Origin of the sequence: Oceanicoccus sp. KOV_DT_Chl (assembly GCF_900120175.1) — a bacterium.
In the GTDB taxonomy this organism is placed as follows: Bacteria; Pseudomonadota; Gammaproteobacteria; order Pseudomonadales; family Dasaniaceae; genus Oceanicoccus.
Genome location: NZ_FQLF01000002.1, coordinates 1,623,103 through 1,634,963 on the forward strand (window position 1 = coordinate 1,623,103; position 11,861 = coordinate 1,634,963).

Below are 11,861 nucleotides of genomic sequence, written 5' to 3' on the forward strand. Positions count from 1 at the left end.
CCAGCCTTCTCTCCAGCGACTGCACCTGAACAGCTGCAGTCAAACAGCATCACCCTAACCGCGCTAACGGCGAAGCGCAGGAGAGATTTTATGTTGTTACGCTTCACTAAAATGCACGGCCTAGGCAACGATTTTATCGTGCTGGACCTGATCACCCAGCGTTTCAACTTGCAAGCCAGCCATATCAAGCAACTGGCCGACCGCCATTTCGGCATCGGTTGCGATCAGTTATTGGTGGTCGAATTACCCACGCAACCCGATGTCGATTTTCGCTACCGTATTTTCAACGGTGACGGCAATGAAGTAGAGCAATGCGGTAACGGCGCTCGCTGTTTCGCCAAATTTGTGCGCGACAAAAAACTCACCGGCAAAAACAAAATTCGGGTAGAAACCAATACCGGCATTATCGAGCTATCAATGACCGATGACCGGCAAGTGCGGGTCAATATGGGCAAGCCGGAACTATCACCGGCACTCATTCCCTTTGATGCTCCTGCTCGCGATAATAGTTATGCGCTCGAAGTAGACGGCCAGCACTACGACATCGGCGCTGTCTCAATGGGTAATCCGCACGCCGTAATGGTCGTGGATAATGTGCAAACCGCCGCTGTCGCCACCCTCGGTCCGGCCATTGAGTCGCACCCACGATTTCCACAGCGAGTGAATGCCGGTTTTATGCAGGTACTCAACCGCAAGGAAATTAATTTGCGGGTTTATGAGCGCGGTGCCGGTGAAACGCTGGCCTGCGGCAGCGGCGCCTGTGCCGCCGTGGTATCAGGGCAATTAAACGGTTTATTAGACCAGCGCGTAATCGTTAACTTACCTGGCGGTGCATTAACGATAGAGTGGCGCGGCGAAGGCCATCCCGTTATGATGACCGGGCCCGCTAGCACTGTGTTTGAAGGGCAGATTATAATTTAGGTGAGTGATTAACCCATGTCACCGCAGTAAAAGATTGAGAGGTACAAGTGGAACCGGCTAAAAAAAACAATAACGATAAAGACATCAGCGCCGAAGATGTGGCGAAATACCTGAAAGCCAATTCCGGTTTCTTCCTCAAGCGCGATGACTTGTTACTGGAATTAAAATTGGCCCACCCCAGCGGTCGAGCTGTTTCACTATTGGAACGTCAAGTCTCATTATTGCGCGAACGTAATATGGACATGCGCAACCGCTTAGGCGGCCTGTTAGAACATGCCGGCGACAATGATTTGCTGTTTGATAGAACCCGGCAGCTGGTACTATCGCTACTCGAAGTACAGGGCCTGGATTCGCTGGTTAATACCTTTACCCGTAGCATGCTAAAAGATTTTAAAATGGATTTTGCTACGCTTACTTTATTTGGAAAACCTGAAAACTATCGCACTGTTGCTTCCCGGGTGGTGCCACTGGATGACGCCTACGCCAAAATTCCCAACCTACTCAAAAATGACAACCCTACTTGTGGCGCATTACGCCCGGAAGATGCCGAATTTTTATTTTTAGAGCAGGCCCATCATGTCGGGTCTGCGGCCGTGCTACCGCTTAGCTTTGGTACACCCTTGGGGGTTATCGCTATTGGCAGTAGAGGCGCCAATCATTTTCATCAAAATATGGACACCTTATTTTTGGGTTATATTGCTGAAGTGCTAAACCGTTTGCTCTCTCGCCACCTGAATTACTAAATCAGCACACCGGGATCGTTCGATGACTACGAAGGAAACCCAGACCAACGATGAATGGCAACACCAGCTGCAACGGTTCCTTAATTATATAGCAACCGAGCGTCAGCTCTCTGGCCACACCCTCAGCAGTTACCAACGCGACCTGGAAAAATTTATTCGTTATTGTCGCCAGCAATCTATTCTTCAACTCGAACACGTTCATAGTGCTGATGTCAGGCAGTGGGTCGCGCAGCTTCATCGCGGCGGTTTAACCGGCCCCAGTTTACAGCGGGCCTTATCCGCACTGCGCAGCTTTTATAAATTTTATAACCGCAGCGGTGGCAAACATAATCCCGCACTGGGCATTCAAGCACCCAAGTCAGCAAAGAAATTACCCAAAGTATTAGATACCGATAATATGCAGCAATTATTATCAATTGAGGGCAATGACTGGCTCAGTGTCCGCGACCGCGCCATCTTGGAATTATTTTACTCTTCCGGTTTGCGCCTATCCGAATTAGTGAATCTCGATTTGAACGATGTTGATATCCGTGATGCGTTGATAACCGTTACGGGCAAAGGCAATAAAACTCGCACTCTGCCGGTTGGCAGCTTTGCCCTTAAGGCGCTGCAGCAATGGTTAAAAATTCGTGCCAATGTCAATCCAAAAGACGAGGCCCTATTTATTTCAAAAAAGGGAGAGCGTCTAGGTCAACGCGCTATTCAGCAGCGTTTGAAAAAATACAGCGTGCAGCAAGGTATGGGACAAAATGTCCACCCGCATATGTTGCGCCATTCCTTTGCCAGCCATGTGCTGGAATCCAGTAGTGACCTGCGCGCAGTGCAGGAAATGCTAGGCCACGCCAATATCTCCACCACCCAAGTCTATACCCATTTGGACTTTCAGCATTTGGCCAAAGTCTATGACCAGGCCCATCCAAGAGCGAACAAAAAAAAATAATACTTATTTAAACCGGAAGCTGAGCACAAGATTTTTATTTCTTACAATTGATAGCGACAATTACTATATACTGCCGCCATGAATAAAAACCCGATCAAAGTCATCACCTTCGATTTAGACGATACGCTCTGGGAAGTGCAGCCCGTTTTAATGCGCGCTGAAAACCTGGTCTATCAATGGCTACAGCAACATGCGCCTAAAGTATCAGAAAAGTTTACTATCAAGAGTTTTATGCAATGGCGCTGGGACATCTATAAACAAAACGCTGAGCTCACTCACCAGATGACTCAACTGCGACTGGTAGCCGTCGCAGCTGCTATGCGCGAGGTGGGGTATGATGCCGAACAGTCCCAGCATCTTTCCGAGCAAGCTTTTGCAGTATTTATTAAAGCTCGCCACGATATTACTTTTTTTGATCAAGCCATCCCGTTACTTGAACAACTGCATCAACACTATACCTTAGGCGCGTTAAGTAACGGCAATGCGGATATTTTTCAATTAGAAGCAGCGCCTTACTTTGATTTTTCATTTTCTGCTGAACAGTTAAATGCCAGCAAACCTGACCCCGCTCAATTTAATGCGGCAGCGCAACAAGCGAAAGTGGAAATGCATGAGATTATTCATATTGGTGATAATCTTGAACACGATATTGAGGGCGCACAGCAAGCAGGCTGCCACAGTATTTGGTTTAACCCCAAAAATTTAACTGCACCCAATCACATCCAACCCAGCCAGCAAGTGACTTCACTGGCCGAGATACCCGCTGCCATTCAGGCCATTGCACACGCTGCAGCGATCAAATAGGGCGCTGACCATAATGGCTGATCGGCTTTTTAGGTGGATCAGCCATTACATTGCGATCCACTTGATCAATCTTGCCACCACGGGATAAAAAAGCTTCTATGTCTGCTGACATTTTTTCATGCAAGCGTTTACGCGAGGCCAGGGTCCGGGTGTCTGCTCCCTCTTCACGACTACCAATAAAATCCAGATCAATCTCTGATTCGTGTTTATCAGCTGGAGGCCGAACTGAACCTTGCTTTGTTTTTTTGGAATACTGAGTGGCCATAGATCACCTCTTATATTTACATATAGAACGCTGGCGTTCATCACCGTAAAACCCACTCAACATTATTGCCAAGCGGTTGCTGCAACAACGCTGAGAGGAAGATTATTTATAGCCTATGGCCAAATAAGGGCAATCGAAAATTGGGTGTTTATTTAGTCTTTTTCGATCTAAAATAAATTGAGCTATTCGCGATTCTGACTATTACTTGAGTGTTTACTTTAACTATTGATGACTAAGCCTTGGTTAGCCTTTAATTTTTATTCTGCTGCTACTTTGTCGCATAAACCGCTCATTGCCATCAGTGCCTGTTTGCATGGTGAGGCCGTTCGTTATGACGGTACCGCAAAAAAATTATTGCTGCTCTCTGAACTGGCCGAGACCGTAGATTTATACCCTGTATGTCCTGAAGTTGGCGCGGGCATGGCCATTCCTCGTCCACCGATTCAGCTGCAAAAACAGACCAACGTTATTGCCGCCATTGGTCGAGATGACAGCACTCTGGATATGACCACGGCATTACAGCAGTATGCACCCCGAAGCATTGCCGCGGTAGAACACCGACTCAGCGGTTATATTTTTAAGTCGCGTTCCCCTAGCTGCGGGGTCGAATCTACGCCGCTATTTGATCCACAGGGGCAAACGATTGGCCTTACTAGTGGTATTCAAGCCAAGTACATCCAAACCACTTTGCCCTGGCTACCACTACGAGAAGAACAGCAACTGGCCACACCAGAGCAATGCCAACAATTCATCATGCACTGCCTTATCATGCAGGATCTAATCAATGGCTATAACCACGCTGGCGCTGAAAAGTTAAACCAGCACTACAGCCCATTACAAAGCCGATTTAATGTCAGCCAGCGAAAGCAACTTGATGCTGAACGGAATCAACCGGATAGCTATTGGCAGCTATTTAGCGAGGCGTTGGCAGGGTTGGAATTAGAGACAATCACTAACTAAAAGAAAGCGCTGCCTGAATAGGCAGCGCCAAATTGAACTAGCGGTTACACCGCATCTTCGTTAGTTTCACCAGTACGAATACGGATAACCTGCTCAAGTGCTGACACAAAAATCTTACCATCACCAATCTTGCCAGTATTAGCCGCGCCACTGATGGCTTCGATTACTTCATCCACTTTTTCATCGTTGATAGCAATTTCCAGCTTTACTTTAGGTAGAAAATCGACCACGTATTCGGCACCACGGTACAACTCAGTATGGCCTTTCTGGCGACCAAAACCTTTCACCTCAGTGGCTGTAATACCCGTTACACCGACTTCTGATAACGCCTGGCGTACATCGTCCATCTTGAAAGGCTTAATAATCGCTGTTACTAATTTCATTCTCGGTTCTCCCCCTGCTTTGTAGCAGCTATCTGACAAAAGTATCTCTTTGCCAAGCTGATAAGCTTTTGATTATGTCGTGGCGCTAAATTAGCTAGCTCCTGAACGAAAAGCAAGGATTTAGCTAAAAAAGACCTCATAGTACTCCATCCCTACGGCTCCTTTTTTCCCGCTCTATTTAACACACCAGCCCCGGAGGCTTATCAGCGCGCACAAAAAAGGGCGCCAATCAGGCGCCCTTTATTCTCAAGCTATCGAGATTATTTAGCAGTAATGAACTCAGGATAGGCTTCCATACCACACTCGGAAAGATCCACACCTTCGTACTCTTCTTCTTCACTAACCCGGATACCGATAACCGCTTTGATGATAGCCCAGACAATAAGGCTGGTTACGAATACCCAAACAAAGATAGTCGCAGCACCAATCAGCTGGCCAGAGAAGCTAGAGCCATCATTAGTCAGAGGTACCAATATCAGACCTAACAAACCCACCACACCGTGTACAGAGATTGCACCAACTGGGTCATCAATTTTCAGCTTGTCTAAAGTCAGGATTGAGAACACAACTAATACACCACCTAAGCCACCGAACAACGTCGCTTGCAAAGCAGTAGGCGTTGAAGGCTCAGCGGTAATGGCTACCAGACCAGCTAACGCACCGTTTAAAGCCATGGTCAAATCAGCCTTGCCGAACAGGATGCGCGCTACGATCAAGGCAGCAACCAAGCCACCGGCAGCAGCGGCATTAGTGTTCATGAAAACGACTGCAACACTGTTTGCACTCTCAACTGTAGCAGTCGCCAAGACTGAACCACCGTTGAATCCGAACCAACCCATCCACAGGATGAAAGTACCTAAAGTCGCTAAAGGTAAGTTTGCACCGGGGATTGCTTGTGCTTGGCCATCGGCACCGAATTTGCCTTTACGTGCACCTAGCAGTAATACACCAGCCAACGCTGCTGCAGCACCTGCCATGTGAACAATACCGGAACCAGCAAAATCAGAGAAACCTAAGTCGCCCAAGGTGTACATACCGAAAACAGCAGCACCGCCCCAAGTCCAGGCACCTTCCATTGGGTAAATAACACCCGTCATCACTACCGCAAAAGCCAGGAAAGCCCATAACTTCATACGCTCAGCAACTGCACCGGAAACAATCGACATCGCAGTAGCAACAAACACTACCTGGAAGAAGAAGTCCGCAGAAGGTGCATAGGTCGCAGGCTCTTCAGCACCAGCAACACCATCAGCGACGATGCCATCAAGGAACATAACAAAATCACCACCACCGTACATGATCGAATAGCCGCAAACCATATACATAATGCTGGCAATCGCATACAAGGCGATATTTTTGGTTAAAATTTCTGTGGTATTTTTAGAGCGAACCAAACCCGCTTCTAACATGGCGAAACCCGCCGCCATCCACATTACTAACGCACCACAAATTAAGAAATAAAATGTGTCTAAGGCGTATTGCAGTTGAAAAATTTCATTTTCCATTTCTAAGCCCTCCACAAGCCTAAGGAATTAATATTAAAAAGACTTAGATAGCCTCTTCACCGGTTTCGCCAGTACGAATACGAATCACTTGATCCAGTGATGAGACGAAAATTTTACCGTCGCCAATCTTGCCAGTGTTTGCTGCACTGGAAATAGCTTCGATAACTTGATCAGCCGCAGAATCTGCAACGGCTACTTCAATTTTTACTTTAGGTAAAAAATCGACAACATACTCAGCACCACGGTATAGCTCTGTGTGGCCTTTTTGACGTCCAAAACCCTTTACCTCTGTTACGGTAATGCCTTGCACACCGATTTCAGAGAGTGCTTCACGCACATCGTCCAACTTGAACGGTTTAACTACAGCTGTAACCAGTTTCATTGGTTTTCTCCTGATTAATATCTAACAGTGCAGCTAAGTGGCACCGAATTTAAAGTTAAAAAAACCAGCCGTGCCGAAACACGGCTGGCCAGATTAGTGCTTAATGAATGTTGCAAGCAACAGGGGGGAGACAAAAAGCACTAAATGGTTATCGGAATATTGAAAAAAATTTCAGCATTCCGAAATTACAATCCTGCTTATTGAATAGGCAGACTGTAAGACACAACGAAGTTCAGATCGTCATCAACATTGCCTGCATCGTCTTCATCAACTACCTGACTGAACGTGAAAGACACATTGTCGTTATAGGCATAACCGATATCGAAGTGAGTGTAATCGTCGTCAGAATCTTCATTGTCAGTTTGACCAACAGTGAATGAGAAAGCACCGAATTCAGCACCAACAGTCAAGTAGGTATAACCTGAACCACCAGCAATATTGTCATAGTAAGTTACGCTTACTGGGCCAAAGCCTACAGATAAGATAGCTTCAGACAAATCACCGAAATTATCGTCTCTTACGCCACCATCAGGGTAAACATAGTTCCATACGCTCAGATCAACACTTACTTCGCCAAACTCTGCGCCGTAACCAACAAACAAGTCATACTCGTTGCCAGCAGTGTCATCGCCTGAAGAACCCCAGATACCACCGTACAAACCACCCATGCTAGCAACCAGGTCACCAGAAACTGCAGGTGAACCATCACCTAAATCCTGACCACGCCACAAATAAGAAGAAGCAACCGCTACAGAAGCAGCAACTTCGACTTCAGCCATTACAGCAGGAGCAGCGAAAGTAGAAGCAGCAACCGCAGTTGCTAATAGTGTTTTAATTGTTTTCATTCCTAAGTCTCCAAAAATATTTAATAAAGCTTTCGGTTAATCAGAGCCGGCCTGAATCTTTTAGCAAACCCATCAGCCAGAGCTGCATAACAAATAGCATATGGCGTACCAACTTTTATAAATTTATAAAAATCAGTAACTTAAGAAATATAGGAGATAAAAACATAAAATCCACCCCAATTTAGCGCACTGATGCGCTCGCCTTAGGTGCGGACCACCATTTTTCGCACCAATACAGGACACAACGGCTGGAAATAGACAAAATTGGGGTTATTATGCGAGAAAATGGCGCTGTTTTCGTCAATAGCTAACTTAATTTTAATTTTTAGGACGGTAAACGGCTTTTTTTTATTCCAACAAGAAAAGCCCTGCTCATTAATAAAGCAGGGCTTAAGAGGCAAATAAGAATACGGGCTTAGGAGCTTAAAGCTTGTCTTAAGGGGCTGACTCTAAACTATCCAGACGCTGTAATAAGGAACGCAACTCCTGCTTTATCATATCTATCTCCTGCTCACGACTGCCTGCAGTCGCAGCTGGCGAGGCGGTCTTTACTGGGGCGCTCACCGTCGGTGCGGCCAGCAACGCTTGCTCCACCAGAATACGCCCTGCTTGCCCATCATCACCTTTGGCACCCGCACTGGCTTTGGCACCGGTATCGCCACCGCCGCTCCAGGCTCTATTCCCGGTCAGTGTTTTTTCTTGATATAGCGACCTTCACTACCAGCACCCGGGCTACCGGCTCCACCACCAGCACCTGCGATACCCGGCTCAGCCTGAGCCTGCACCAGATTAATCACCCGCGATACATCCAAACCGCTTTTTGCCGGCCAATAAATTACCGTGATATCACCGGCATTACCGCCATGGCCACCAGCACCACCAGCGCCAGCATCTCCGCCCGCCGCCGCGCCTTTACAGCCTTGTTCTTGTGAATTGGCAGCACTGCCATTGCCACCATCGCCGCCGCTACCGCCGGCACCACCACTACTATTGATTTGCAGATCACCCAACGCCGCAAGCCCAAGCTGCAAGCGAATAGACACACCTTTGCCCCCCTTGCTACCCGCACTACCGGCCTCACCAGCATTGCCACTTGAACAATCACTAACAGCAGCGCCGTTGTTACCGTTTTTACCTGCAGCGCCAAGCTTACCGCTACCATCGATATATACCTGACTTCCAATGTTCGCTTGCTCAGCTCTTACCTGCCACTGGCTAACGCCATCAGCAAAGATGATTTTGGCACCATCGCCAATAGATAATTGGCGAAGTGACAAACGCTGTTGCTCGATACCGATGGTATAGGTTTCACCCGCAGGAATAGTTAGGGAGTCAGCGGCCCAGACAGGTACCGAAATTATTGTGGCAAACAGCAACGCAGTGAATTTCATTCTGAGGATACTCAAATTATTTAATATAGTTGCAGCGCAGCTTACCGACTCAACCTGCCAAGTCAACTGGCGAAGACAGCTTGTCCACTAGATGGGTAGAGCGAGTTTTTGGCCTGCACCAGCAGGCGAGAAAGTATTTGCCCGGTAATATTAAACCGTCATATGGCCACGAACCTCGTCTTCAACCATATCTTCACTGCGCCCCGCTAAAATAATTTCGCCTCTATCCATTACTGCGTAAGCGTCACCCAGGTCCCTGGCGAATTCAAAATATTGTTCAACTAACAAAATCGCCATATCACCCTGCTGTTTCAAAATAGTAATGACATTATGAATATCTTTAATAATCGACGGCTGAATACCTTCGGTAGGTTCATCCAAAATCAATAACCGTGGTTTCATCACCAGCGCGCGAGCAATGGATAACTGTTGCTGCTGGCCACCGGATAAATCACCACCACGACGCCGGGTCATTTTGCGTAACACCGGAAATAAATCAAAAATATCTTCATCGATTTTTCTTTGTTTACGCGGCAGGGCAGCAAAGCCGGTTTGTAGATTTTCCATCACCGTAAGCTGAGAAAAAATTTGTCTACCCTGTGGTACATAGGCGATACCTCGCTGCGCACGAGCCGCTGCGCTCAACTTACTGATATCCGCACCTTCCCACTCTACTCGTCCTGCGGAAGATTTATGACGACCGGTAATGGCCTGCATCAGGCTGGATTTACCCACGCCATTACGACCCAATACGCAGGTAATCTCACCTTTCGCGGCAGCCAGACTAACATTTTGTAAGGCCTGACTTGCCCCGTAATGCAAATCGATATTTTCTGCTTTTAACATACTAGCGCCCCAAATAAACTTCTATTACACGCGGATCAGCGGAAACCACATCCAAACTTCCCTGCGCCAATACACTGCCTTCATGCAACACGGTGACTGGGCAATCCAGTGCACGAACAAAATCCATATCATGTTCAACTACAATTACCGAATGCTTTTTACTAATGTCTTTTAACAGCTGTGCTGTTTCCATTGTTTCGGTATCAGTCATACCACCGGCAGGCTCATCAACCAGTAACACTTCCGGGTCCTGAATAATCAACATGCCAATTTCCAGCCACTGCTTTTGGCCATGCGATAAATTGGCGGCTAAGTCCTCGGACTTTTCTTTTAAGCCAATCAATTCAATGACTTCATCAATGCGCTGCTGTTGTTGCGCGCCAAGTTTAAAAAACAACGACTGCCAAATTCCCCTCTCACCCGCCAAGGCCAGATCCAAATTGCCACGAATAGACAAACTTTCTACTACGGTAGGTTTTTGAAATTTTCGGCCTATGCCCATATTGGCAATATCGGCTTCATCATAACGGGTCAAATCCACTACATCTTTATATTTAACTTCGCCTTCATCAGGACGGGTTTTACCGGTAATAATATCCATCATGGTGCTTTTACCCGCGCCATTCGGACCAATAATGGCACGTAACTCTCCTGGAGCAATATCCAGCGATAAATTATTGATCGCCTTAAATCCATCAAAGGTTTTAGTCACCCCATTAAGGTATAACAGACTTTGCGGATTTTCTTTTGCAGGTAATGTCATACCGTCGCCTCCTGTGTGGGCGTAGTTTTAACAGCTGATTTTTTGGACTTCCATTGATCTATAAAACCCACTACACCATTAGGCAAATACATAGTAGTCAACACAAATAAACCGCCCAGCATAAATAACCAAATCTCTGGGAAAGCACCCGTGAAAAACGTTTTTCCGTAACTCACAATAAAGGCACCGATCACTGCACCATATAAAGTACCGCGACCACCTAAAGCTACCCAAATAACAATTTCAATCGATTTTATTGGGCTAAACTCACCAGGATTGATAATGCCCACCTGCGGCACAAATAAGGCACCCGCAATTCCTGCTAATACGGCAGAAAAAACAAACACGAATAATTTATAGTGCTCAACTCGGTAACCCATAAAGCGAGTACGGCTCTCTGCATCGCGAATGGCGATTAAGACACTGCCAAATTTGCTTTCGGTAATAAACCGGCAGGCAATATAAGCGATCACCAGCAGCAAGGCACTAATCAAAAATAAGGCAACAGCCGTGCTATCAGCAAGCAAACTAAAACCGGCGATTTCTTTAAAATCTGTTAGTCCATTATTACCACCGAAACCGAAATCATTCATGAAGAACGCTTGCAATAACGCATAGGTCAGTGCTTGAGTAATAATTGACAAATACACACCGGTGACTCTGGAGCGAAACGCCAGCCAGCCAAACATAAACGCTAACAAACCCGGTACTAACAACACCATTAACATGGCATAACCAAAACTATCAAAGCCTTGCCAATACCAGGGCAACTCTGTCCAATTTAAAAACACCATAAAATCGGGTAAGTCGGGATTACCATACACACCGCGATCACCAATCTGGCGCATTAGATACATACCCATGGCATAGCCACCGAGCGCAAAAAATGCGCCATGACCTAAACTTAAAATACCGCAATAGCCCCACACCAAATCCAGCGCTAACGCCAGTAATGCGTAACACAAATATTTTCCTAACAGCGATACCACATAGGTAGGCACATACAATAGTGAGCCTTCAGCTACAAACTGATTCAACCCAGCCACCACAATCGCAGCTAATAGAATAAAGGCAATCAGTTTGCTGCCGATTCGATCATTCATTAATAAGGTG

Annotated in this window: 15 protein-coding genes; 5 read left to right on the plus strand and 10 right to left on the minus strand. The window is 46.6% G+C overall.

Features of this window, described 5'->3' with window-relative positions:
* Nucleotides 1–90: 90 nt before the first annotated feature.
* The 4 genes from dapF to UNITIG_RS11375 all read left to right on the plus strand — a co-directional run bounded on the left by dapF (nt 91) and on the right by UNITIG_RS11375 (nt 3,408).
* Nucleotides 91–921 carry a diaminopimelate epimerase gene (gene dapF / locus UNITIG_RS11360; protein WP_101758486.1) on the plus strand — a complete coding sequence of 277 codons (831 nt, stop codon included), beginning with the start codon at nt 91–93 and terminating at the stop codon, nt 919–921.
* Nucleotides 922–968: 47 nt separating this feature from the next.
* Nucleotides 969–1,664 (plus strand): DUF484 family protein, encoded by a 696-nt coding sequence (locus UNITIG_RS11365; RefSeq protein WP_101758487.1) that lies wholly within the window; start codon nt 969–971, stop codon nt 1,662–1,664.
* Between the two features lie 22 nt (nt 1,665–1,686).
* On the plus strand, nt 1,687–2,604 hold the full coding sequence (xerC, locus tag UNITIG_RS11370) for a tyrosine recombinase XerC (RefSeq protein WP_101758488.1): 918 nt from the start codon (nt 1,687–1,689) through the stop codon (nt 2,602–2,604).
* A gap of 78 nt (nt 2,605–2,682) precedes the next feature.
* Nucleotides 2,683–3,408 carry an HAD family hydrolase gene (locus UNITIG_RS11375; protein WP_101758489.1) on the plus strand — a complete coding sequence of 242 codons (726 nt, stop codon included), beginning with the start codon at nt 2,683–2,685 and terminating at the stop codon, nt 3,406–3,408.
* Here UNITIG_RS11375 and UNITIG_RS11380 read toward each other — a convergent pair.
* Nucleotides 3,401–3,673, minus strand: coding sequence for a hypothetical protein (locus tag UNITIG_RS11380; protein WP_235015359.1), 273 nt, complete (start codon nt 3,671–3,673; stop codon nt 3,401–3,403). The two genes, UNITIG_RS11375 and UNITIG_RS11380, sit on opposite strands and share 8 nt — an antisense overlap.
* 228 nt (nt 3,674–3,901) lie before the next feature.
* Between UNITIG_RS11380 and UNITIG_RS11385 the strand changes: the two genes are divergently transcribed.
* Nucleotides 3,902–4,633 (plus strand): DUF523 domain-containing protein, encoded by a 732-nt coding sequence (locus UNITIG_RS11385; RefSeq protein WP_101758490.1) that lies wholly within the window; start codon nt 3,902–3,904, stop codon nt 4,631–4,633.
* A gap of 44 nt (nt 4,634–4,677) precedes the next feature.
* Here the strand turns inward: UNITIG_RS11385 and glnK (UNITIG_RS11390) are convergent, their stop codons facing one another.
* The 9 genes from glnK (UNITIG_RS11390) to urtC form a co-directional block, all read right to left on the minus strand.
* A complete protein-coding gene (gene glnK, locus UNITIG_RS11390) occupies nt 4,678–5,016 on the minus strand; it encodes a P-II family nitrogen regulator (protein ID WP_101758491.1) in 339 nt (112 codons plus the stop codon).
* A 260-nt stretch (nt 5,017–5,276) separates the two neighbouring features.
* Nucleotides 5,277–6,521 carry an ammonium transporter gene (locus UNITIG_RS11395; protein ID WP_101758492.1) on the minus strand — a complete coding sequence of 415 codons (1,245 nt, stop codon included), beginning with the start codon at nt 6,519–6,521 and terminating at the stop codon, nt 5,277–5,279.
* 43 nt (nt 6,522–6,564) lie between these two features.
* Nucleotides 6,565–6,903 (minus strand): P-II family nitrogen regulator, encoded by a 339-nt coding sequence (gene glnK, locus UNITIG_RS11400; RefSeq protein ID WP_101758493.1) that lies wholly within the window; start codon nt 6,901–6,903, stop codon nt 6,565–6,567.
* Between the two features lie 197 nt (nt 6,904–7,100).
* Nucleotides 7,101–7,748, minus strand: coding sequence for a TorF family putative porin (locus UNITIG_RS11405; RefSeq protein ID WP_101758494.1), 648 nt, complete (start codon nt 7,746–7,748; stop codon nt 7,101–7,103).
* Nucleotides 7,749–8,183: 435 nt separating this feature from the next.
* On the minus strand, nt 8,184–8,342 hold the full coding sequence (locus UNITIG_RS23095; RefSeq protein ID WP_159931144.1) for a hypothetical protein: 159 nt from the start codon (nt 8,340–8,342) through the stop codon (nt 8,184–8,186).
* Between the two features lie 92 nt (nt 8,343–8,434).
* Nucleotides 8,435–9,139, minus strand: coding sequence for a hypothetical protein (locus tag UNITIG_RS23100; RefSeq protein ID WP_159931145.1), 705 nt, complete (start codon nt 9,137–9,139; stop codon nt 8,435–8,437).
* Nucleotides 9,140–9,289: 150 nt separating this feature from the next.
* Nucleotides 9,290–9,985, minus strand: coding sequence for an urea ABC transporter ATP-binding subunit UrtE (gene urtE / locus UNITIG_RS11420; RefSeq protein WP_101758497.1), 696 nt, complete (start codon nt 9,983–9,985; stop codon nt 9,290–9,292).
* A gap of 1 nt (nt 9,986) precedes the next feature.
* Nucleotides 9,987–10,748 carry an urea ABC transporter ATP-binding protein UrtD gene (gene urtD, locus UNITIG_RS11425; protein ID WP_101758498.1) on the minus strand — a complete coding sequence of 254 codons (762 nt, stop codon included), beginning with the start codon at nt 10,746–10,748 and terminating at the stop codon, nt 9,987–9,989.
* Nucleotides 10,745–11,851 (minus strand): urea ABC transporter permease subunit UrtC, encoded by a 1,107-nt coding sequence (urtC, locus tag UNITIG_RS11430; RefSeq protein WP_369809196.1) that lies wholly within the window; start codon nt 11,849–11,851, stop codon nt 10,745–10,747. The genes urtD and urtC overlap by 4 nt, the downstream gene beginning before the upstream one ends.
* Nucleotides 11,852–11,861: the final 10 nt, after the last annotated feature.